The following is a 20,468-nucleotide window of genomic DNA, read 5'->3' as shown; positions in this document are numbered from 1 at the left end:
GCTCAGGCGTCCTTTTTGAAGAAGTTCAGAACCATGGGCAGCGCCGACAGGGCGGCAAGCCCCAACATCGGCAGCAAAACATGCGGCTCAAAGATGATGCCCAGATCGGGGGCTTCGCCACGGGCAAAGACCGCGCCCAGCCCGGCACCGACCGAGGTGAAGACCAGCGCGCCGGGGATGATGCCGAAAAAGGTCGAGATCACGAAGCGGTGCAGCGGCACGCCGACAAAGGCGGGGATCAGGTTGGCAACAAAAAAGGGCACGACCGGCACAAGGCGGATCATGAACAGCACCGACCATTGGTTGTCGTCGATCCCGTCCTTGATGCGTTTGACCGCGCCGTCGCTGTGCTCCATTCGGTCCGCCAGGCGGTCCCCCAGGCCCCAGCGCGCCGCCATATAGATCGCCGTGGCGCCCAGTGTCGCGCCAATCAAATTGAACAGCACCCCGGGAAACACGCCGAACAGGAAGCCACCCGTTAACGTGGCAATGGTGGCCCCCGGCAGGCTGAAGCCTGCGATGATGACATAGGCCGTCACGAACAGGACAGCGGCCAGCAGGTAATGCGCGTCGCGATAGGCCAAAAGCGCCTCGCGGTTGTCCGAAAGCGCCTGAAAGCTGAGGTGATCGCGCAGGGTGATCGCGCCCAGAACGGCCACCACAAGGATGGCGATCAGCGGCAAGCGCCGCATCAGCGGGTGCGATTTCAATGTCACTTCATGCTCCATACTGGGCCTTTCCTGCCTGCTCCGGCCAACATGCGTGTTTCGCGCGCGCAATCCTACCCACATCACGTCGCGTTGATGTAGGGTGAGGATATGCGACACAAACGGGACCGCTCTGTAACATACCACCAAATTCAGCGCGAAAATGTTGCATGCAGCGTTTGACTTGCCCCGGATAGCTGCCTATAGACCGGGCTTCGATATTCACACGCGCCGAATCCACCGGGATTGCGCGCTTTGACGGAGATGAGCGATGAAACGCACCTTCCAACCCTCGAACCTGGTTCGCAAACGCCGCCACGGTTTCCGCTCGCGCATGGCCACCAAGGCCGGTCGCAAGATCCTGAACGCGCGTCGCGCCAAGGGCCGCAAGTCGCTGAGCGCATAAGCGTTCCGATTGCTTGAAATTTGGAGCCGCCGGAGGTTGTCCTGACCTCCGGCGGTTTCCGTGTGTCCGGACGGTGTTTGCCGCCGTGTGACAGGCTTGAGCCATCCCGCGCCCGTGATACACAGGATCCGACCCGCAACGAGGCCCGCATGACCGCAACCCGGATCGAAACGCTGAAGAACCGGCCGGATTTCCTGGCCTGTGCCCGCGCGGGTCGCGCCGGGGCGCCTGCGTTCCTGCTTCAGGCCCGAAACCGGCGCGATGACGACGCGGTGACGCGGGTGGGGTTCACATGCTCCAAGAAGGTCGGAAACGCAGTGGCCCGCAACCGGGCCAAGCGCCGCCTGCGCGCGCTTGCACGCGACATCCTGCCAGATCACGCCCAACCCGGCTGGGATTATGTGCTGATCGGTCGCGCTGGTGCGACCGCGACGCGTGACTATATGGACCTCAAGGCGGACCTGATCCGCGTTTTGTCCAAGGTCCACGCCCCGAAATGACCCCGCTTGCCCATATCGCCGCCCTGCCCGTGCGCGCATATCGCCTGCTGCTTTCGCCCTGGGTTGGGCATGGCTGCCGCTATCAACCGACCTGTAGCGCCTATGCGCTTGAGGCGTTGGAAAAGCACGGCGCGATCAAGGGCTGCTGGCTGGCCGCACGACGGATCGGGCGCTGTCACCCACTGGGCGGGCATGGCTATGACCCGGTGCCGGGGCACGATGGCGATCCGGGCGAGTCAGCCGACGATCAGCCCAAGTGACCCTCAGGCCACAGTTGCGGTTTCTCTGCCACAGCTGTTGGCGGTAACGGCGGCGGACCTTAAACAAGCCCCAGCTCACGCAACCACAAAAAGGAGGGCGACCATGACCACATTCGTTTTTGCTTCGCCCCCTCGCGTCGAGCGTTCGGGATATGCCCTCAGCGCCCTTGCCTGCTGGTCCGCCAGCGGCTGCTGCTAGGCCCCCGACTTTCCAACGCCCGACGCCGGGCATCCTGACATCATGATCGTTTTCTGACCCCGTGCAGGGTCCGTCTGCGCCCGTGATGTTCCTTGACCCAACCCAACAAAAGGACCGGTGCGCCAGGCGTACCGGAATGACATCATGACCTTGATCGAAAACCGGGCCGCTGACCTGCGGCCGCATCTTCTAATAGACGAACTCATCGCCCGCCATGGCGGCTGGACTGTGGCCCGCGCCCTGCTGCGCGGTCTGCTGACGGCGCGCCGACGGCGGCGGGATGCGTTGCACCTCAGCGACCACCTGCGTCGTGACGTTGGGCTTCCGCCCGGCCACCCTCCGCCAGGAATGCGGGACCTGCACCTGTGATCCGGGTTTGTCCGGGGGGATGATCTCTCCGGACACATCCTTTTTGCTCATATCACTGATGTTAAACCCTCTTGACCTAAAGCTAACTTGAGCAATTACGGTCACTCCGAATCAAAGGAGTTCGCCATGACCGATACACTCGCCTTTGCGCCAACCCCGTGCGCACCCAGCTTCGAACGCACCCTCAACACCTTGATCAAACGCCATGGCCGCTGGCGCGTGTTGCGGGCGTTGCTTGCAGCCCCCAAGCCCGCCGAAGCAAGGCGACGGGCCCGCGTGGTCCTTGCCCCCACCCGGCACCTGGCCCGAGACCTTGGGCTACCACCTGCGGAGGACCCATCGATGCGCCTGCGTGATCTGCACATATGACGCCAGGACCCGCCCCTTGCCCGGTCTGCGCATTTCCCCTATGCCGCGCCCATGCTTGACGATCTTGACGACATTCACCCGCTTTTCCACGGCGCCCCTTCGACGACCGAGTTCAAGAAGCTGCGCAAACGCATCGTGCGCAACGTGCGCGAGGCGGTGGAGCAATACGGCATGATCGAACCCGGCGCGAAATGGCTGGTCTGCCTGTCCGGCGGAAAAGACAGCTATACGATGCTGGCGGTGCTGCATGAACTGAAATGGCGCGGGCTTCTGCCAGTTGAGATTCTGGCCTGCAATCTGGATCAGGGCCAACCCGGGTTCCCGGCCACGGTGCTGCCTGAATTTCTGGAAAAGATGCAGGTGCCCCACCGGATCGAGTACGAAGACACCTACTCGATCGTGATGGACAAGATCCCCCAGGGCCGCACATTCTGCGCCCTGTGTTCCCGGCTACGGCGCGGCAATCTGTATCGCATCGCGCGCGAGGAAGGCTGCTCGGCGGTCGTGCTGGGACATCACCGCGATGACATCCTGGAAACCTTCTTCATGAACCTGTTCCACGGCGGGCGCATGGCCACGATGCCGCCGAAACTGGTCAACGAAGAGGGCGATCTGTTCGTCTATCGCCCGCTGGCCCATGTCGCCGAAGCCGATTGTGAGAAGTTCGCCACCGCGATGGGCTATCCGATCATTCCCTGTGACCTGTGCGGATCTCAGGACGGGCTGCAACGCCAACAGGTCAAAGCGATCCTGGACGGGTGGGAGGCCAACTCTCCCGGTCGCCGCCAGGTCATGTTCCGCGCGCTGATGAACGCCCGACCCAGCCACCTGCTGGACCCGAAGCTGTTCGACTTCGCGGGGCTGATCCGCCCGAATGCACCGGATACCGACAATTAGAAACTCTCTGTCCGCGCCGATTAACCGGTGGTTCACGACCTGATCCTAGTCTTGCCAGCGAAGGGGCCAGTGTGCCTGTTTTGCAAGAAGGATACGGGCGATGGCTGCCACTTCTGCCATGATGACCAGAAATCGGATCAAGCAGACACTGCGCGCGGCGCTTGTCGGGCCGCAACTTGCGGCGTTCATTCCCGCCCTGACACTTGGCGCCTATTGGTTTGGCGGCGAAGGGTTCTTGCTGTTTTCGGCGCTGCTGTTTCCTGCCCTGCTGGCGCTGACCAGCATCCTGACCCGCCCCGATCCGCCGGTTTTGGGCCGCAAAGACCCGATAACGGGTCTGCCTCGGGGCGACCATGCCCTGGCCACGCTGGATGACGCAGCGGCGGACGGCACCTGCACCTGTCTTGTGATCGAATTGGAAGACTTGTCCGGCCTGCGCGCACAATACGGTGTGCCCGCAGCCGAGCACATCCTGCAACGTTGCGCGGAGCGGCTGCAAACCACACTGCGCGACGGCGACGTTGTCACCAGCCTGGCCCCCGGGCGCTTTGCGGCAGTGATCGAAAAGAATAAACGGGTCGATCTGGAAACGATGATTCAGTTTGCCGGGCGGTTGCAATCGGCACTGTCTGATCCGATTGCTGTGGATGGCGCCCGTGTGTTGATGACAAGCTCGATCGGCTTTGCCCTGCCCTCGCGGGTCGATGACCAAACCGGGGAAGCCATGTTGGCTGCTGCAGAAAGCGCCCTGGACGAAGCCAAGCGCGCCGGGCCCGGGTCGATCCGCGCCTATACCGCCGGTATGCGCCCCCGTATCACCACCGCGGATCAGGGCGTGAAAGACATAGTGCGCGCCTTGGAAGACGGGCAGATCGTGCCCTGGTTCCAACCCCAGATCTCGACCGACACCGGCCAATTGTCCGGGTTTGAGGCGCTTGCCCGCTGGGAAGACCCTGAACGCGGCCATATCGCGCCGTCCTCTTTTCTGCCCGCCATTGCCGAAGCCGGGTTGTTCGAGCGTCTGGGCGAGGTGATCTTGTTCAAATCCCTCTCCGCACTGCGGGAATGGGACCGTGCCGGGCTGCACGTCCCCAACGTGTCTGTCAATTTCTCGGCAGAGGAATTGCGGAACCCCAAGCTTGTCGACCGGGTGCGCTGGGAACTCGACCGCTTCGAGATGTCGGCAGACCGTTTGACCATCGAAATCCTGGAAAACGTGGTCGCACAATCCGATGACGACATCACGACCCGCAACATCGCGGCGCTGGCGAAACTTGGATGCAGTATTGATCTGGACGATTTCGGCACCGGGAATGCCTCGATCGGCAATATTCGCCGGTTTGACGTGAACCGCATCAAGATCGATCGCAGTTTTGTCACCCATGTGGACACTGACCGTGACCAGCAAAACATGGTGGCGGCCATCCTGACGATGGCGGAACGTCTGAATCTGGAAACGCTGGCCGAAGGCGTCGAATCGCATGGGGAACACTCGATGCTGGCCCAACTTGGCTGCGGTCATGTTCAGGGCTTTTCGATCGCACGCCCCATGCCGCTCGAACAAACTGGCGCCTGGATTGCAGAACATGAACGCAAGCTGACCAAGACCCCCACGCTGCCACGCCGGACCGGATGATATGAAAACCGGCGGATTCCGTCGGTTTTGGCCCGCATCTGGTACCGTCGCACCCCTAAAAGCGCTTGACCTTTGGCCCCTTGCCCTGTTGAACCTCTCTGACCTGAATTGACGAGAGCGTGGGCGCGATATGGACGACCAGAACAAGAACCTGATCCTGGCCACGGTGCTGAGTTTCGTGGTGATCACCGCCTGGATGATCCTGTTTCCGCCAGCCGAGCCGCAACAAATTGACCCCAGCGCCCCAGCCGCGACCGGGCAGATGACAGCGTCGGACGTGGCGACCGTGATGCCGCCGATGACCGACGCGGCCGGCGCCGCCACTGCAGACACCACCGCTGATGTATCTGCCGAGCAGGCTGAAGCGGGCCGCATCGACGTCGACACCCCGGCCCTGTCCGGCACGATCTCGCTTCTGGGCGGCCGATTTGACGACCTGAAGCTGAAATCCTACCGCCAAACGCAGGAGGCAGGCTCGGACATCGTAACCCTTCTGCGCCCCACCGGCAGCGCCCACGCGTATTATGCCCTATATGGTTGGGTGCCCGGCGGGCAGACCGGAAGCGAAGACGTTCCCGGTCCCAAGACCTTGTGGCAGGTCGAAAGCGGCACGACTCTGACCCCGGACAGCCCCGTGACACTGGCCTGGAGCAATGGCAAAGGTCTGACTTTCCGCCGCATGATTGCGGTTGATGAGAAATACCTGTTCACCGTCACCCAATCGGTTGAAAACACCGGGGCGACGTCACATCGCATGGCGCCCTATGGCGTTCTGGCCCGCCACGGCGAACCGGACGACCTCAAGGGCTTTTTCATTTTGCACGAAGGCGTCGTGCGCCAGGTTGACAAAGAGCTGGAAGAAATGGACTACGGCGACGCCGCCGATCTGGACTTTGATCAGCGCGAAAACGCACGCGCCGATGTCATGCAGGTCGAAGAAAACGGCTGGATCGGCTTCACCGATCACTACTGGATGACGACCCTGATCCCGGCCCCGGGGCAGGCCTTCACCTCGGCCGTCCGCTATGCCGAGAACGCCGACGTCTATCAAACCCAGGTGCGCCTGCCGGCCATGGACGTGGCCGCTGGAGAGACCAAGAGCGTCGAAACGCAGCTGTTTGCGGGCGCCAAGGAATGGGAAACCATCCGTGAATACCAGAATGAAAACGGCATCTACCGCTTCCTCGACTCGATCGACTGGGGCTGGTTCTTCTTCCTGACCAAGCCGATTTTCGCCGTGCTGCACTGGCTGAACGGCCTGATCGGGAACATGGGTTGGTCGATCATCGGCCTGACCCTGATCATCAAGGCGGTGCTGCTGCCGCTGGCCTACAAATCCTATGTCTCGATGGCGAAGATGAAAGAGCTTCAGCCCGAGATGGAGAAGATCAAGGAGAAGGCGGGCGAGGACAAAGCGAAGCTTCAGCAAGAGATGATGGCGCTTTACAAGACGGAAAAGGTTAACCCGGCCTCGGGCTGCCTGCCCATCCTCCTACAGATCCCGATTTTCTTCAGCCTTTACAAGGTGATCTTCGTCACGCTCGAGCTGCGCCACGCGCCCTGGATTGGATGGATCCGCGACCTCAGCGCGCCGGACCCCAGTTCGATCCTGAACCTGTTTGGCCTTCTGCCCAATGCGGCCCCCAGCCCGGAAAGCTTCCTGGCGATCATCAGCCTGGGCATTCTGCCGATCATCCTGGGCATCTCGATGTGGCTTCAGCAGAAGTTGAACCCGGCCCCCACCGACGCGACCCAGGCGATGATCTTTGCCTGGATGCCGTGGGTATTCATGTTCATGCTGGGGCAGTTCGCCTCGGGCCTGGTGCTGTATTGGATCGCGAACAACACGATCACCTTCACGCAGCAATACCTGATCATGCGCAGCCATGGGCACCGGCCGGACGTTTTGGGCAACGTGCTGAAAAGCTTCAAGCGCAAGCCGAAGGATAGTGAATGAACGGACATGTCGCGGAAATCTGGCGGCACCCGATCAAATCGCACGGGCGTGAGGAGCTCGCCCGCATCCTTCTGACCGAGGCACGCACGATCCCCTGGGATCGACGCTGGGCGGTCGCGCATGAACTGGCCAAGGTTGATTTCGACGCGCCGGAATGGGCGCCCTGCTCGAACTTTTCGCGCGGGGCGAAGGCGCCGAAACTGCAGGCGATCGAGGCGCGGTGCAACCTGCCCTCTGGCAAGGTGACCTTCACCCATCCCGATCTGAAAGAGTTGACAATCAACCCCGATGACCCTGGCGACGCCGGTTTGTTTATCCAGTGGGTGATGCCGATTTCCCCGCCCGAGCGCGCCCTGCCCGCACGCCTTGTCCGGGTGACGAAACGCGGGATGACCGATACAGATTACCCGTCGATCTCGATCATCAACCGGGCCTCGCACGCCGAGGTGGCGCAGCGGCTTGGGAAGGATATCTCGATCAATCGGTGGCGGGGCAACTTGGTTCTGGACGGTCTGGATCCGTGGGTTGAGCGCGACTGGATCGGTCGAAAGATCCGCGTCGGCTTGGCTGAGCTGGAGGTGCGCGAGAACATCACGCGCTGTCGGGCCACCACGGCCAGCACCCGCACCGGGGAACGCGATGCGGATACGCTTGGCGCGCTGAACGGCGGCTGGGGCCATCAAGAATTCGGCGCCTACGCCGTGGTGACGAAAACTGGCGATTTGCGCCAAGGCGACACGATTGAGGTGCTGTCATGACCCAACTTCCTTTCCCGATGGCCGAAGAGCCGGACCAGTTTTCGCGCGAGGCCGGGCGGCTGTTGTTCGCCGGTGCGACAGACTTCCTGAAAGGGGTCGTCGCGATGGATGGCCTGCCGGATCCCGACCGGATCGAGGTCTGCTTTGCCGGCCGCTCCAACGTCGGAAAATCCAGCCTGATCAACGCCCTGACGGGGCGCAAAGGGTTGGCGCGGGCGTCAAACACGCCGGGTCGCACGCAGGAAATCAACTTTTTCACCACGACGGACGGCCCCTATCTTGTCGACCTGCCCGGCTATGGTTTTGCCAATGCGCCAATCCCGGTGGTCGAGAAATGGCAGCGGCTGCTCAAACGCTACCTGTCCGGGCGACAGAACCTGCGCCGCGCCTTTGTGCTGATCGACGCCCGTCACGGTGTAAAACCGGTCGATGATGAGATCATGAGCCTGCTGGACAGCTCGGCGGTGACGTTCCAGGCGGTTCTGACCAAGGCTGACAAGGTTAAGCTGAAGGACCGGGACCGCGTGCTGGATCAAGTTCGCAAGGCCTTGGCAAAACACCCCGCAGCTTATCCCGAGCTGGTGCTGACCTCGTCCGAAAAGGGCGACGGTATCGAAACCCTGCGCGCGATCATCGCAGGGTTGGAGTGATCCGCCCCCTTGGCACCCCGCTCGCAACGGCTTAACACGGGATGGACAAGGACAAACGGACCATGAAGACGCAAGAGATGAACCGCGACTGGATCGCCACCGCCCGAACCCTTTCCCAAGCCCTGCCGTATCTGCAGCGCTATGACGGCGCGACGGTCGTCATCAAGTTTGGCGGCAACGCCATGGGCGACGATGAGGAAATGGCAAGCTTTGCCCGTGACATCGTTCTGATGCGCCAGGTTGGGGTGAACCCGGTCGTGGTGCACGGCGGCGGACCGATGATCAACGCGATGCTGGACAAGCTGAACATCGAAAGCGAGTTCGTTGACGGCAAACGCGTGACCGATGCCGCCACGGTCGAGGTTGTCGAAATGGTTCTGTCGGGTCGGGTGAACAAGCGCATCGTGCAAGCCATCAATGCCGAGGGCGGCAAAGCCGTGGGCCTGTCGGGCAAGGATGCCAACCTGATGATTTGTGACCAGACAAACCCCGATTTGGGTTTCGTCGGAACGCCCAGCGACATGGACGCGTCCGTGTTGCGCACCCTGTTCGATGCCGAAACGATCCCGGTCATCGCCCCCTTGGGTTCGGGCCGAAATGGGGAAACCTTCAACGTGAACGGTGACACCGCTGCGGGCGCGATTGCAGCTGCGTTGAAAGCCGACCGTCTGCTGTTGCTTACCGATGTTGCAGGCGTGAAAAATGCCGCGGGTGAGGTGCTGACCGAGCTTACCGCAGGCCGCATCCGCGAACTGACCGAAAGCGGCGTGATCGCGGGCGGCATGATCCCGAAAACCGAAACCGCGCTGGCCGCGATTGACGGTGGGGTGCGGGCGGTCGTCATTCTGGACGGACGCGCGCCCAATGCCTGCCTGTTGGAGCTGTACACCGACCACGGTGCCGGGTCCCTGATCCGCGCGTAAAGGTCGCGTTTTCGTGCGTTGCACCTGCCCCGCCTCCGAGTAGACTCGGCGTCATGGAAAACGAACCCCTGATCCGACTTATCGCCTTTCTGGGCCTGTTCGCGCTTTTTGCCGGGATCGAGGCGCTGGTTCCGCGCCGCGCGCGCGCGCAGCCTCGCGCCACGCGCTGGGTGACCAATCTGGCAATCATCGTGCTGGACAGCCTGACCACGCGGCTGATGGCCGTCGTGTTGCCGTTCCTGGCCGTCGGCGCTGCGCTGGACGCAAGCGCGCACGGGTGGGGCGTGTTGAACCTGCTGTCGCTTCCGATGTGGGCCAGTGTTCTGGCCGCGATGCTGATCCTGGATTTCGCGATCTGGTTTCAGCACATGGTGTTTCACAAGGTGCCCACCCTGTGGCGCTTGCACCGGGTACATCACGCGGATCGGGACATCGACGTGACCACCGCGCTGCGGTTTCACCCGGTCGAGATCGCCGCGAGCATGTTGATCAAGATCGGGGTCGTCTATCTGATCGGCGCGCCCGCCCTGGGGGTGATCCTGTTCGAGATCGTGCTGAACGGCTCGGCCATGTTCAACCACGCCAACATGCGGCTTCCGCTGGCGCTGGACCGGGTGCTGCGGTTGGTGCTGGTCACGCCCGATATGCACCGGGTGCATCATTCGGTGCACAGGCATGAAGCCGACAGCAATTATGGCTTCGCGCTTTCGATCTGGGATCGCATGTTCGGCACCTATATCGCACAACCCGAAGATGGGCACGACGGTATGACCATTGGCCTGCAATGGCAGGACGACCGGCCGGCCAAGTTGGGGTGGAGCCTGATGCTGCCATTTCGGGACGAATAATGCTGGATCCAACGCCGGAAAGCGCGCAATTGGAGGTCTTTGGTATCCTGCACGACGCGGGCGACACGATTGTTCTGCTTGGACCGCACGAACCCGGCTTTTGGGCAGAGTTCAGCGCCTCGCCGGAATATCTGGATGATGCCCCCGACCCTCTGGACCGTTGGTCCAAACGGGTGATCGGCGCGCTGGCGGCTGCCTGGGGCGGGATGGCGGTGTTTCCCTCGGACGGGCCACCCTATCCGCCCTTTCTGGCATGGGCACAGGCCTCCGGCCGGGCCTGGTCGTCACCGGTTGGCATGCTGGTGCATGACCGCGCCGGGCTGATGGTATCTTACCGCGGGGCGGTGCGTCTTGCCGGGGTGATGAACTTGCTTGAAACGGGCGGCATACCGTGCACGGATTGCGCAGACACGCCCTGCCGCACCGCCTGCCCCGTGGACGCCCTGTCGCCCCGAGGCTATGACGTTGCAACGTGCCACGCGCATCTTGATACGTCGGAAGGACAAAATTGCCTGACCCAAGGCTGTGTTGCACGCAGGGCTTGCCCCCTTAGCGCGAGTTATGGCAGGTTGCCCGTTCAATCCGAATTCCACATGAAGGCTTTTCACCAAACATGACCCTGCGCCTGATCCTGACCCGCCATGCCAAGTCGACATGGGATGACCCGCTGCTTGCCGACAAGGACCGCCCGCTGAACAAGCGTGGGCGCGCTTCGGCAAAGGCGGTTGGCAAATGGCTGGCGCGTGGCGGGTATGGGCCGCAAGAGGTCCTGTGCTCCTCGGCCGTACGCACGCGCGAAACCTGGGCAAAGATCAGTGACAAACTGCTGCACCCGCCCAAGGCGGCCTATCTGGATGCTTTGTATCTGGCGGAACCGGACCAGATGCTGGCCGCGCTTCAGCGTGCGCAATCAGACGTCGTGATGATGATCGCGCACAACCCCGGATCGGCCTATATGGCGCAGGGGCTGGTGGCGACGCCGCCCGATCATGGCCGATTCCAGCACTATCCGACTTGCGCGACAACGGTAATCGATTTCCCGGTGAGCGACTGGTCCGACGTGGGCTGGGGCAAAGGGCAGGCGGTGGACTTTGTCGTGCCACGCGATCTTATCTAAGACCACATGCGAAACGGGCGCCCATTGGGCGCCCGTCGTCATTAATGCCATCCGGTTTACAGGATCTGGCTGAGGAACAGCTGGGTCCGCTCGGACTTCGGATTGTCGAAGAACTCATTCGGTTCGTTCTGCTCGACGATCTGACCTGCATCCATGAAGATCACGCGATTGGCGACCTCTTTCGCAAAACCCATTTCGTGGGTCACGCAGAGCATGGTCATGCCTTCTTCCGCAAGGCTGATCATGGTTTCCAGAACTTCCTTGATCATCTCGGGGTCAAGCGCCGAGGTGGGTTCGTCGAACAGCATGATGCGCGGCTGCATGCACAGCGACCGCGCGATGGCCACACGCTGTTGCTGACCACCCGAAAGCTGGCCGGGATACTTGTTGGCCTGCTCGGGGATCTTCACCTTTTCAAGGTAATGCATCGCCAGTTCTTCCGCTTCCTTGCGAGGCGTCTTGCGCACCCAGATCGGTGCCAGCGTGCAGTTTTCCAAGATGGTCAGGTGCGGGAACAGGTTGAAGTGCTGGAACACCATGCCAACCTCGGACCGCACCTTGTCGACGTTTTTCAGGTCCGAGCTAAGCTCGGTCCCGTCCACGATGATCGACCCTTCCTGGTGCTCTTCCAGACGGTTGATGCAGCGGATCAGGGTGGATTTTCCGGACCCGGACGGGCCACAAATCACGATCCGTTCGCCCTGGTTCACAGTCAGGTTGATGTCACGCAGCACATGGAACGATCCGTACCATTTGTTCATGCCGGTGATTTCGATCGCGACCTCGTCCGATACGGACATGTGGCTGCGATCTGCGTGTTGGTCAAATTGAACTGAAGACATCAGATCACTCCTTTAGCGGTGATCGGTGCGCAACTTGCGCTCCAGATACATCGAGTAGCGGGACATGGAAAAGCAGAAGACGAAGAAGATCAACGCGATGAAGCCGTACAGCTCCCACACGATGCCGTTCCAGTTCGCGTCCGCGCGGATGGCGTTGTTCAGACCCAGCGGGTCCAGAAGGGCGATGATCGACACCAACACCGTGTCCTTGAACACGCCGATGAAGGTCGACACGATACCCGGGATCGAGATTTTCAGCGCCTGCGGCATGATGATCAGCCGCTGCGCCTTCCAATAGTCCAGACCCAGCGCATCCGCCGCCTCATACTGCCCTGTGGGAAGGGCTGCCAGGCCACCCCGGATCACTTCGGCCATATAGGCCGAGGCGAACAGGGTCACCATGATCAGCACCCGCAGGATAATGTCGAAATTCGTCCCCGGTGGCAGGAAGATGTTCAGAAGCGTTGAGGCCACGAACAACAGAGTGATCAACGGCACACCGCGAATGAACTCGATGAAGCCGACGCACAGCGCCTTGACGATCATCAGGTCCGACTGCCGCCCCAGCGCAAGCACGATGCCAATGGGCAGCGAACAGGCAATGGCAACGACGCCGATGGTGATCGACAGCATGAAGCCCCCGAACTTGCGGCTTTCGACCGCTTCCAGACCGAAAGGAAGGATACTATCCATGAGGCTGGAAAAGCTGCCAACCAGGAACAGCCACCAGACGATCGGTACGATGACGGCCAAGATGAGGGCACCCAGGCTTCCGATTGCACCGACAAAGGCTCGGTAAACACCATAGCCGATGAGGAAGCCCAGCGCGGCGCCAATTGGCACCCACACAGACCCGCCCCACAACAGCCAGGGTGCGATGAACGGAAAGATCGCCGAGAAGATCAGCGGGTTGGGCAAACGTTTTGCGCCCTCCGCAATCTCCAATGCGCGATCGCCCTTGGAGGTGCCGAACATCTTGAACGCGACGTATACCGCCGCGGCCAGGAAGGCGACGCCGATAACAAGCGCGACGGCACCGCCACGGGTCATGATACCCACACCCAGCACGGCCAGAAGCAGCACCCAGTTCATCCGACGCGAAATCATGTTGAACAGGACCGGGATCACCGCCACGAACAAAAGCGCAAAGGCCAGGATCGGGCGCCAACGCTCGGCATCCGGGTAGAACCCGAACAAAAGCTGCTGCCAACGTTCGTTGATCACGCCCCAACAGGCCCCGGACGCCCCGTGTTCGCCGACCGAACCGGCGGCTGTCAGGATCTCGCGGCAGTTTTGCAGCGACGTTCCGTTCCAGGTCGGCACAAAGATCCAAGGCAGGATCGCGGCCAGAATGAAGTAGATCACAATCAGCGACAGCACGGTCAGAACCGAGTTCGCAACACCGTTGAACAGGTTTTGCCGTGCCCAACCAACGAGCCCTGTGCTGGACGACGGCGGCGCCTTTTCATCCAACATTTCAGAGCGGACATAAGAAAAATCAGTCATCTCAGCGCTCCTTCAGCTTCACGGATTCGTTGTACCAGTTCATCACACCGGAAATCGTCAGCGAGATGATGAGGTAGACGAGCATCAGCATGAGCAGGGTTTCCAGCTCGCGCCCGGTCTGGTTCAACGTGATGCCGCCCAGCGTGCCCGTGATATCCATGTAGCCCACCGCGATGGCAAGTGAGCTGTTCTTGGTCAGGTTGAGGTAATTCGAGATCAGTGGCGGGATGATCACCCGCAACGCCTGAGGCAGGATGACCAGCGACATGGTCCGGCGCGGGCGCAAGCCCAATGCGTTGGCCGCTTCGGTCTGCCCTTTAGACACGGCAAGGATACCGGCGCGCACGATCTCGGCGATGAAGGCTGCGGTGTAAAGCGACAGCGCCGCCCACAATGCGATGAGCGAGTTGCGCATATACGTCCCGCCCTTGAAGTTGAAGCCTTTGAGTTCGGGGTATCCAAGATAAAAGCCTAGGATCCACAGCACCAGTACGGTGGGCAAAACCACCACACCCAAGCGCCAGAACCAGACGGTCGGGCGGTCCCCCGTGGCGTTCTGAATGGCGTTGGCCCGACGGCCGATCAGGCCCGAAATCAGGATACTGGCCAAGAACACCGCGCCAACTGCGATCAGATCAAGACTGACATCAAAGCGCAGGGAAGAATTGCCCAGCAAATGGACGTCCCCCAACCCGCGGGAGAACAGCGGCTCGGGCACATAAAAGCCCCGGTTCGTCAGCGCAACACTGTCGCCCAGTAGCATTGACGCTTCGGGATTTTCACCCCGGAAGGCCTTGGGCGGCGGTAGTGTTTCGATCAGGATCGCCATGCCAAACACGATCCACAAAAGGACCGGCACATTGCGGAACCCTTCGACGTAGACCGCCATCAGGCGTGACACGATCCAGTTGTTGGACAGGCGCAGAACGCCGACGACCACACCGATGATCGTGGCCGCGATGCAACCCATGACGGCCACCAAAAGCGTGTTCAAGAGCCCGATCAGGGCGGCACGCAGGTGCGAATCCTGGGAATTGTAGTCCAACAGGCGCTGGTTGATGTCATAGCCCGCAGGCTCGGTCATAAAGCCGAAGCTGGGCTCTTTGCCCAAGGTAATCAGGTTTTGTGCGGTGTTCGAAATCAGCCAGCCGATCAGCAGTAGGAAGCCGATCAAGGCGACGATCTGAATGGTCATGGAACGGTAGCGGCTGTCGTAAATCAACATCGACAGACGGAACGACTCCGGATGTGGGTCGGTCGTGGTTGTCATGAAAAGGTCCCCGTTGTCCCTGGCTTACATAACGGCGCTGTTTCAGCTGCCATCCAGGGCTCTGTCGTTGAATGTGAAAAGGGCGCGGATTGACCGCGCCCTTTCCCAAAGTGTCTTAGCGGAACGGCGGCGAGTAGATCAGGCCGCCATCTTTCCATTGAGCGTTCAGACCGCGCGACAGGCCGATCGGGGTGTTTTCGCCGATGTTCTTTTCGAACAGTTCGCCGTAGTTACCACCCGCCATGATCGCGGCTTTCGCCCAGCCAGCGTCCAGGCCAAGCATTTCGCCCAGGTTGCCTTCGGTGCCGAGGATACGGTTGATTTCCGGGTTGTCGCCGGCGGCCGCAGCCATTTCACCGATGTTCGCCGAGGTGACACCCAGCTCTTCAGCCGAGATCAGCGCGTTCAGCGACCAGCGCACGATGTCGCCCCACTCGTTGTCGCCGTGACGGACCAGCGGGCCCAGCGGCTCTTTCGAGATGATTTCGGGCAGCAGAATGTGATCCGCAGGCGCTTCGAACGAGGCGCGCGTAGCGGCCAGACCCGAGGCGTCGGTGGTGTACACGTCACAGGCACCAGCAAGGTACTGCTGTTGCGCTTCAGCGTTGGTTTCGATCGGAACCGGCTCATAGCTCATATTGTTGGCACGGAAGAAGTCGGCCAGGTTGAGCTCGGTGGTGGTGCCGGTCTGGATGCAAACGGTGGCGCCGTCCAGTTCCTTGGCCGAGCTGACGCCCAGACCCTTGGGAACCATAAAGCCCTGACCGTCGTAGTAGTTGACGCCAACGAAGGTGAACTTCAGGTCAACGTCACGCGACAAGGTCCAGGTGGTGTTGCGGGCCAGAACATCGATTTCACCCGACGCCAGTGCGGTGAAGCGGGTTTTGCCGGTGGTCGGCACGAATTCCACAGCTTCTGCGTCGCCCAGAACAGCAGCGGCAACAGCGCGGCAGACGCCGACATCGAAGCCATCCCAGTGACCGTTCGCGTCGGGGGCAGCAAAGCCCACCAGACCGGTCGTGACGCCGCAGTTCAGCTTGCCGCGTGCTTTAACGTCGTCAAGCGTGGCAGCAGCCGAAGCGCCAGCAGCAAGGCCGGCGACAGTCAGTGCGCCAAGAAATACGGTTTTTTTCATGTTTACCTCTTCCTGATAGGTGCGCCCATACGGGACGCGTCTTCCGACTCGTTGGCCGGTGTGAACTTGAAAAGGGGGAGTGGTCCCCCCTCAGCGTGCAAGAGTTTGGGCGGATTCATAAGAATTCGTCAAGGGTTACATGGAAAATTCAGATGGGTGACGCCGGGGAAAGGGGCGCCCGTTGTCATGCGCTAACGCCCTGGTTGAAGCCAAGCCTCTATTCGCAAAGGCGGAAAAAGCGACCGGCATCCTCAAGGGCCTGTTTTTTAACGGCCGCTAGCGCGCTGGCTTCGTCGTCCTCGCCCCATTGCTCTTCCTGCCAGTTTTCGTCAACTCGCGAGATGTCCCAGGCCTCAGACACCGATTTGTGACCTTCGGTGACTGCGAATCCCAGGATGAGCGAGCCGGAAATGCTGACCAGGTCATGAAAGGCCGCCAGTTGGAACGGGGTGAAGGCGTGCACCCGGGTCGAAAGCGGGGCAAGCGCGGCCGAATCCTGGGGCGCGTGCATCACGCCCGTGACCGGGATCAACCGTGCCTCCAGCGCCTCTGCCGCCCAGTCAAGAACCGGGTCCCAGATCGCGATCTGTCGGTCAACCAGGCCTTGTGGATGGGTGGCGCGATAACACAGCAGATCGCTATCGCCATAGGCGGCCAGCATGTCGGCCACTTCAGCGTGCTGATGCGCGACCTTGTCGATCGCCGCATTTGCGGCCCGGGTCAGAGGCATCGTGGTCGGATCGACCTTTTCCTCCTGCGCGTCCCATTCGACCGCGATGGCACGGGCCATCGCCTTCGTCGGCAGGATCAAGGCAGATTTCGCCGGTGTGCGCACCGGGCGTGCATCCAGATGCACCGCCCATCCCTCATCGGTGTTCACCGCGCTCGTTTGTTTCCAAAACCGTTTCGCAGAAGCGTTCATGCCTGCCCCCAAAGTTCATCCAGCGCCGGGATCAGCCCCGCGAATGTATCGACCACGATGTCTGCCCCCGCTGCGACCAGATCGGCCGCCGGGTGATAGCCCCAGCTGACTCCGATGGTACGAAAGCCCGCTGCGCGGCCCATGTCGATGTCATAGGTCGTGTCGCCGATCATCACCGCATGCGCCGCCTCGGCACCGGTGTCCGCCAGCGTCGCCAAAAGCATCGACGGGTGCGGTTTCGACGGGTGGGTGTCTGCGGTCTGGCGGGTGATGAAGAACCCGTCCAGGTCATGCGCCGCACAGGCGTGATCCAACCCGCGCTTTGCCTTGCCCGTTGCCACGCCCATCAGCACCTCGTCCCGCTGGCTGAGCGATACAAGCGCGTCGCGCGCGCCGGGATACATCGGCGACGCGGCCTCGCCCCCCTTTTCGGCGCGCAGCGCGATGAAGGCAGTTTTGTAGGCGTCAGCGGCCGCGGCGACCTCGCCCTTGGACAGCGTCGGCATCAAACGTGCGATGGCGATCGGCAACGACAGACCGGTGATCGACAGAACATCCGCGCGCGCTGGCAGATCGACGCCCATATGGCCGAACGCCCGCAGCATCGCCTCAACGATGAAATCCTGACTGTCGATCAGGGTGCCGTCCACGTCGAAGACCGCAAGCTTCAAGTCGGTCATTTAAGCGCCTCGAACGGGTCGGCAGCGGCCAGATCCTCGGTCCAGCCGAAAGTCTCAAACGTGCGCGCCATGTGTTCGGGCAACGGCGCGGTGATGGTCACGTCCTTGCCCGTATCCGGATGGCGGAAACTCATCGAGCGAGCATGCAGGTGAAGCTTGTTCGAGATGATCCCGCCCAGCTTCGCACCCCAGCCGTCACCCATGTTATCCTGACCGGAGCCACCGTATTTTCCGTCGCCCACAATCGGGTGGCCGATCTCGGCCATATGCGCGCGCAGCTGGTGGGTGCGGCCGGTAATCGGCTCCAACGCGACCCAGGTCGCGCGGCCGGCCACGCGGTAAAGCGCCGAGTAAAGCGTATGCGCGCGTTTCGCGCCTTCGGTCTGGTTCATGTCGCGCGGATGCACACAGATCATCCTCTCACCCTCGCCGCGGGGGCCATGTCCGCCCGCCTTCACCAGGCCATAGCGAATTTCGCCCAGATAGGGCGTGGGCACGCCGGCGACCACGGCCCAATAGATCTTGCGCGTCTGCTTGTGACGCATTGCGGCGGTCAGCGCGGCGGCCATGCCGTGGGTGCGCGCGAGCAGCAAAACACCCGAGGTGTCCTTGTCCAGCCGGTGCACCAGGCGCGGTTTTTCGTCCCGGTCGAACTTCAACGCCTCGGCCAGCCCGTCCACATGTTTGGTCTGTTTCGATCCCCCTTGCGTCGGCAGGCCCGGCGGCTTGTTCAGCGCGATGATGAAATCATCCTTGTAGATCACGCAATCACGGATCATCTGCGCGTCCGCCTTGGAGATCGGCGAAGGGTCACGCGGCAGCGCGGTGATCTCGCCCGGTTCGGGCAGCGGCGGCAGGCGGATTTCCATGCCGGGGCCGACCCGGGTCGACGGTTTCACCTTTTCGCCGTCAACGCGGAACTCGCCCTTGCGGCAGCCCTTTTCGATGCGCCCCTGGCTTACATGCGGAAACTGGCGGCGCACCCAGCGGTCCAGCCGCTGTTCGCCGTCATCCTTGCCTACGGTCAGTAACTGAACACCGCTCATGCCAACACCATACGTGCGATCCACACGCCCAAAACGATTGCGATTAGAGAAAAGACAACTGAGCCCAGGACATAGCCCGCCGCAGCGGTCACCTGGCCGCGTTCGAACAGCGTAAGCGCGTCGAGAGAAAAGGCCGAGAACGTCGTGAACCCGCCCAAAAGACCAGTCATCAGAAGCGGCGCATAGGCTGTGCCGCCCTTCTTCGCCAAGACCACGACCAGCACACCCATCAGAAACGACCCCAGCACGTTCGTGACCATGATCGCGACCGGGAAGCCATGCCCGACCGCGCGCGTGATCGCGATGCCGGTCAGATACCGGGCTGATGCGCCAAGCGCGCCGCCAAGGGCTACTTGCAGAAGGGCTGTAAACATGGCGCCTGACTGATGCGCCCGGCGACTGTTGTCAAGCGTCGCGGTCTTTTCGCACCGCTTTCCAGCCGGTGATCATTGGGCGCACAAGATCTTCGCGCTTCCAGATTCGGTAAAACAGGATCGCCGCCAGATGAAGGGCAACCAGCGCCAGGATGATCAGCGAACCGCGATAGTGCCACGTCGTTGCCAGGCGATTGGTTTGGCTGCTGACCTGATCGGCCAGGGGACCGACATTGATGAAATCCTCGGGGTCTGACACCAACCCGGTTGCGACCTGAAGGATCAGGATTGCCAGAAGGCCAAAGACCGACAGCGCACCCACCGGGTTGTGGCCCGGCCAAAAGCTGGGCACGCGTTTGGGCAGGCGCTTGAGATAGGCAAGCGTGGCGCTTGGCCCGAACAGAAAGTGGCCAAAGCGCGCTGGGGCGGGTCCGACCAGCCCCCACAGGATGCGAAACGCCAACAGGCCAATCACCGCGTAACCGGCGTAAAAATGCAGCGTCATGATGGCCGGGCCGAACCGGCCCAGCCCCCAGGCGGTGACGACGCAGACGACCAGCGCCCAGTGAAACAGGCGCAGGGCAATGTCCCACACGCGGCGCCATTCGACGCCGTCCGGCAGCTGGTCCCGCATCGCTTACTTGGTCCGGTATTCGTCGTGACAGCCTTTGCACGACCCGCCCAATGCGCCCATTGCGCCGCCCAGCTCGCCCTGACCAGCACCGGCCACGGCCTGCATCGCACCCGCAGCAGCGGCAAACTTGGTATAGGCGGCGACAAAGCCCTCCAGGTCGTCGAACGCGACCTGTTTCAGGCGCGTCTTGTCGCCCATCGCTTCGGCGGTGGTGTCGGGCAACAACGTGTGGCTGAGGTCATAGGACGCCAGCACAGCCATGTTATCAGCGGCCTTCTGTGCCTTGGCGGCGTCATAGTCCATCTTGCCCTGCGCCATGCCCGCAAGCACGCCCATATTGGCGCCAACAAGCTTGAAATAGCCCTGGCGTGCGGCAATCGCGTCAGCGGCGGGATCGGCGGCAAAGGTTGCGGTGGGAATGGCAAGGGCGGCGGCAAGAATGGCGAAACGCATGGGAAACTCC

Annotated in this window: 25 protein-coding genes; 14 read left to right on the top strand and 11 right to left on the bottom strand. The window is 61.7% G+C overall.

The features are described from left to right. Positions 1-2 precede the first annotated feature (2 nt). Entirely contained in the window at positions 3-728 is a 726-nt protein-coding gene (locus MN188_RS17140) for a TVP38/TMEM64 family protein (protein ID WP_242110543.1), read from the bottom strand. A gap of 250 nt (positions 729-978) precedes the next feature. On the opposite strand from MN188_RS17140, the gene rpmH reads away from it, so the two are divergent. From rpmH to MN188_RS17070, 14 genes are all read left to right on the top strand, one after another. Beyond that, positions 979-1,113, top strand: a complete 135-nt coding sequence (gene rpmH / locus MN188_RS17135; RefSeq protein WP_009157868.1) for a 50S ribosomal protein L34 — start codon at positions 979-981, stop codon at positions 1,111-1,113. Between the two features lie 149 nt (positions 1,114-1,262). After that, on the top strand, positions 1,263-1,613 hold the full coding sequence (gene rnpA / locus MN188_RS17130) for a ribonuclease P protein component (RefSeq protein ID WP_242110542.1): 351 nt from the start codon (positions 1,263-1,265) through the stop codon (positions 1,611-1,613). Further along, a complete protein-coding gene (gene yidD / locus MN188_RS17125; RefSeq protein ID WP_242110541.1) occupies positions 1,610-1,873 on the top strand; it encodes a membrane protein insertion efficiency factor YidD in 264 nt (87 codons plus the stop codon). The genes rnpA and yidD overlap by 4 nt, the downstream gene beginning before the upstream one ends. Before the next feature lie 343 nt (positions 1,874-2,216). After that, positions 2,217-2,441 (top strand): hypothetical protein, encoded by a 225-nt coding sequence (locus tag MN188_RS17120; protein ID WP_242110540.1) that lies wholly within the window; start codon positions 2,217-2,219, stop codon positions 2,439-2,441. A 126-nt stretch (positions 2,442-2,567) separates the two neighbouring features. Continuing rightward, a complete protein-coding gene (locus tag MN188_RS17115) occupies positions 2,568-2,810 on the top strand; it encodes a hypothetical protein (protein ID WP_242110539.1) in 243 nt (80 codons plus the stop codon). 51 nt (positions 2,811-2,861) lie between these two features. Further along, positions 2,862-3,707, top strand: coding sequence for a tRNA 2-thiocytidine(32) synthetase TtcA (ttcA, locus tag MN188_RS17110; RefSeq protein WP_242110537.1), 846 nt, complete (start codon positions 2,862-2,864; stop codon positions 3,705-3,707). Between the two features lie 100 nt (positions 3,708-3,807). Then, entirely contained in the window at positions 3,808-5,343 is a 1,536-nt protein-coding gene (locus tag MN188_RS17105; protein ID WP_242110536.1) for a putative bifunctional diguanylate cyclase/phosphodiesterase, read from the top strand. Between the two features lie 130 nt (positions 5,344-5,473). Further along, the gene (gene yidC / locus MN188_RS17100; protein WP_242110535.1) at positions 5,474-7,300 is read left to right on the top strand and encodes a membrane protein insertase YidC; all 1,827 of its coding nucleotides are present in this window, start codon (positions 5,474-5,476) and stop codon (positions 7,298-7,300) included. Further along, positions 7,297-8,058, top strand: coding sequence for an MOSC domain-containing protein (locus tag MN188_RS17095; protein ID WP_242110534.1), 762 nt, complete (start codon positions 7,297-7,299; stop codon positions 8,056-8,058). Before yidC ends, MN188_RS17095 begins: the two co-directional genes overlap by 4 nt. Next, a complete protein-coding gene (yihA, locus tag MN188_RS17090; protein ID WP_242110533.1) occupies positions 8,055-8,708 on the top strand; it encodes a ribosome biogenesis GTP-binding protein YihA/YsxC in 654 nt (217 codons plus the stop codon). The genes MN188_RS17095 and yihA overlap by 4 nt, the downstream gene beginning before the upstream one ends. Before the next feature lie 62 nt (positions 8,709-8,770). Continuing rightward, complete coding sequence (gene argB, locus MN188_RS17085; protein ID WP_242110571.1) at positions 8,771-9,631, top strand: acetylglutamate kinase; 861 nt, start codon at positions 8,771-8,773, stop codon at positions 9,629-9,631. Positions 9,632-9,684: 53 nt separating this feature from the next. After that, positions 9,685-10,479 (top strand): sterol desaturase family protein, encoded by a 795-nt coding sequence (locus tag MN188_RS17080; RefSeq protein ID WP_242110532.1) that lies wholly within the window; start codon positions 9,685-9,687, stop codon positions 10,477-10,479. Continuing rightward, on the top strand, positions 10,479-11,096 hold the full coding sequence (locus tag MN188_RS17075) for a ferredoxin (RefSeq protein ID WP_242110531.1): 618 nt from the start codon (positions 10,479-10,481) through the stop codon (positions 11,094-11,096). Before MN188_RS17080 ends, MN188_RS17075 begins: the two co-directional genes overlap by 1 nt. Beyond that, positions 11,093-11,596, top strand: coding sequence for a SixA phosphatase family protein (locus MN188_RS17070; protein WP_242110529.1), 504 nt, complete (start codon positions 11,093-11,095; stop codon positions 11,594-11,596). The genes MN188_RS17075 and MN188_RS17070 overlap by 4 nt, the downstream gene beginning before the upstream one ends. Positions 11,597-11,652: 56 nt before the next feature. Here MN188_RS17070 and MN188_RS17065 read toward each other — a convergent pair whose 3' ends face one another. The 10 genes from MN188_RS17065 to MN188_RS17020 all read right to left on the bottom strand — a co-directional run bounded on the left by MN188_RS17065 (position 11,653) and on the right by MN188_RS17020 (position 20,458). Beyond that, entirely contained in the window at positions 11,653-12,438 is a 786-nt protein-coding gene (locus MN188_RS17065; protein WP_275116264.1) for an amino acid ABC transporter ATP-binding protein, read from the bottom strand. Positions 12,439-12,450: 12 nt separating this feature from the next. After that, positions 12,451-13,944, bottom strand: a complete 1,494-nt coding sequence (locus MN188_RS17060) for an amino acid ABC transporter permease (RefSeq protein WP_242110527.1) — start codon at positions 13,942-13,944, stop codon at positions 12,451-12,453. Position 13,945: 1 nt separating this feature from the next. Next, the gene (locus MN188_RS17055; RefSeq protein WP_242110525.1) at positions 13,946-15,214 is read right to left on the bottom strand and encodes an amino acid ABC transporter permease; all 1,269 of its coding nucleotides are present in this window, start codon (positions 15,212-15,214) and stop codon (positions 13,946-13,948) included. A 115-nt stretch (positions 15,215-15,329) separates the two neighbouring features. Further along, on the bottom strand, positions 15,330-16,349 hold the full coding sequence (locus MN188_RS17050; RefSeq protein ID WP_242110523.1) for an amino acid ABC transporter substrate-binding protein: 1,020 nt from the start codon (positions 16,347-16,349) through the stop codon (positions 15,330-15,332). Positions 16,350-16,566: 217 nt separating this feature from the next. After that, the gene (locus tag MN188_RS17045; RefSeq protein ID WP_242110522.1) at positions 16,567-17,271 is read right to left on the bottom strand and encodes an ATP12 family chaperone protein; all 705 of its coding nucleotides are present in this window, start codon (positions 17,269-17,271) and stop codon (positions 16,567-16,569) included. Continuing rightward, entirely contained in the window at positions 17,268-17,951 is a 684-nt protein-coding gene (locus MN188_RS17040) for an HAD-IA family hydrolase (protein WP_242110520.1), read from the bottom strand. Before MN188_RS17040 ends, MN188_RS17045 begins: the two co-directional genes overlap by 4 nt. Next, entirely contained in the window at positions 17,948-18,997 is a 1,050-nt protein-coding gene (locus tag MN188_RS17035; protein ID WP_242110518.1) for an RluA family pseudouridine synthase, read from the bottom strand. Before MN188_RS17035 ends, MN188_RS17040 begins: the two co-directional genes overlap by 4 nt. Further along, a complete protein-coding gene (gene crcB, locus MN188_RS17030; RefSeq protein WP_242110517.1) occupies positions 18,994-19,371 on the bottom strand; it encodes a fluoride efflux transporter CrcB in 378 nt (125 codons plus the stop codon). Before crcB ends, MN188_RS17035 begins: the two co-directional genes overlap by 4 nt. Positions 19,372-19,402: 31 nt before the next feature. After that, positions 19,403-20,005, bottom strand: coding sequence for a cytochrome b/b6 domain-containing protein (locus tag MN188_RS17025; RefSeq protein ID WP_242110516.1), 603 nt, complete (start codon positions 20,003-20,005; stop codon positions 19,403-19,405). A gap of 3 nt (positions 20,006-20,008) precedes the next feature. Further along, entirely contained in the window at positions 20,009-20,458 is a 450-nt protein-coding gene (locus tag MN188_RS17020) for a cytochrome c (protein WP_242110515.1), read from the bottom strand. Between the last annotated feature and the right edge of the window lie 10 nt (positions 20,459-20,468).

Origin of the sequence: Aliiroseovarius subalbicans, from assembly GCF_022678625.1 — a bacterium.
Taxonomy (GTDB): domain Bacteria; phylum Pseudomonadota; class Alphaproteobacteria; order Rhodobacterales; family Rhodobacteraceae; genus Aliiroseovarius_A; species Aliiroseovarius_A subalbicans.
This window is presented reverse-complemented; position numbering and strand designations above follow the sequence as displayed.

What these genes read in the sequence shown, in the direction of transcription:
- MN188_RS17095 (WP_242110534.1), top strand. Translation starts at nt 7,297, where the DNA reads ATGAACGGACATGTCGCGGAAATCTGGCGGCACCCGATCAAATCGCAC.
- MN188_RS17025 (WP_242110516.1), bottom strand. Translation starts at nt 20,005, where the DNA reads ATGCGGGACCAGCTGCCGGACGGCGTCGAATGGCGCCGCGTGTGGGAC.
- rnpA (WP_242110542.1), top strand. Translation starts at nt 1,263, where the DNA reads ATGACCGCAACCCGGATCGAAACGCTGAAGAACCGGCCGGATTTCCTG.
- MN188_RS17140 (WP_242110543.1), bottom strand. Translation starts at nt 728, where the DNA reads ATGGAGCATGAAGTGACATTGAAATCGCACCCGCTGATGCGGCGCTTG.
- MN188_RS17065 (WP_275116264.1), bottom strand. Translation starts at nt 12,438, where the DNA reads ATGTCTTCAGTTCAATTTGACCAACACGCAGATCGCAGCCACATGTCC.
- MN188_RS17020 (WP_242110515.1), bottom strand. Translation starts at nt 20,458, where the DNA reads ATGCGTTTCGCCATTCTTGCCGCCGCCCTTGCCATTCCCACCGCAACC.
- yidC (WP_242110535.1), top strand. Translation starts at nt 5,474, where the DNA reads ATGGACGACCAGAACAAGAACCTGATCCTGGCCACGGTGCTGAGTTTC.
- rpmH (WP_009157868.1), top strand. Translation starts at nt 979, where the DNA reads ATGAAACGCACCTTCCAACCCTCGAACCTGGTTCGCAAACGCCGCCAC.
- MN188_RS17075 (WP_242110531.1), top strand. Translation starts at nt 10,479, where the DNA reads ATGCTGGATCCAACGCCGGAAAGCGCGCAATTGGAGGTCTTTGGTATC.
- argB (WP_242110571.1), top strand. Translation starts at nt 8,771, where the DNA reads ATGAAGACGCAAGAGATGAACCGCGACTGGATCGCCACCGCCCGAACC.
- yidD (WP_242110541.1), top strand. Translation starts at nt 1,610, where the DNA reads ATGACCCCGCTTGCCCATATCGCCGCCCTGCCCGTGCGCGCATATCGC.
- MN188_RS17070 (WP_242110529.1), top strand. Translation starts at nt 11,093, where the DNA reads ATGACCCTGCGCCTGATCCTGACCCGCCATGCCAAGTCGACATGGGAT.
- MN188_RS17040 (WP_242110520.1), bottom strand. Translation starts at nt 17,951, where the DNA reads ATGACCGACTTGAAGCTTGCGGTCTTCGACGTGGACGGCACCCTGATC.
- MN188_RS17045 (WP_242110522.1), bottom strand. Translation starts at nt 17,271, where the DNA reads ATGAACGCTTCTGCGAAACGGTTTTGGAAACAAACGAGCGCGGTGAAC.
- crcB (WP_242110517.1), bottom strand. Translation starts at nt 19,371, where the DNA reads ATGTTTACAGCCCTTCTGCAAGTAGCCCTTGGCGGCGCGCTTGGCGCA.
- MN188_RS17120 (WP_242110540.1), top strand. Translation starts at nt 2,217, where the DNA reads ATGACCTTGATCGAAAACCGGGCCGCTGACCTGCGGCCGCATCTTCTA.
- MN188_RS17105 (WP_242110536.1), top strand. Translation starts at nt 3,808, where the DNA reads ATGGCTGCCACTTCTGCCATGATGACCAGAAATCGGATCAAGCAGACA.
- MN188_RS17115 (WP_242110539.1), top strand. Translation starts at nt 2,568, where the DNA reads ATGACCGATACACTCGCCTTTGCGCCAACCCCGTGCGCACCCAGCTTC.
- MN188_RS17050 (WP_242110523.1), bottom strand. Translation starts at nt 16,349, where the DNA reads ATGAAAAAAACCGTATTTCTTGGCGCACTGACTGTCGCCGGCCTTGCT.
- yihA (WP_242110533.1), top strand. Translation starts at nt 8,055, where the DNA reads ATGACCCAACTTCCTTTCCCGATGGCCGAAGAGCCGGACCAGTTTTCG.
- MN188_RS17035 (WP_242110518.1), bottom strand. Translation starts at nt 18,997, where the DNA reads ATGAGCGGTGTTCAGTTACTGACCGTAGGCAAGGATGACGGCGAACAG.
- ttcA (WP_242110537.1), top strand. Translation starts at nt 2,862, where the DNA reads ATGCTTGACGATCTTGACGACATTCACCCGCTTTTCCACGGCGCCCCT.
- MN188_RS17060 (WP_242110527.1), bottom strand. Translation starts at nt 13,944, where the DNA reads ATGACTGATTTTTCTTATGTCCGCTCTGAAATGTTGGATGAAAAGGCG.
- MN188_RS17080 (WP_242110532.1), top strand. Translation starts at nt 9,685, where the DNA reads ATGGAAAACGAACCCCTGATCCGACTTATCGCCTTTCTGGGCCTGTTC.
- MN188_RS17055 (WP_242110525.1), bottom strand. Translation starts at nt 15,214, where the DNA reads ATGACAACCACGACCGACCCACATCCGGAGTCGTTCCGTCTGTCGATG.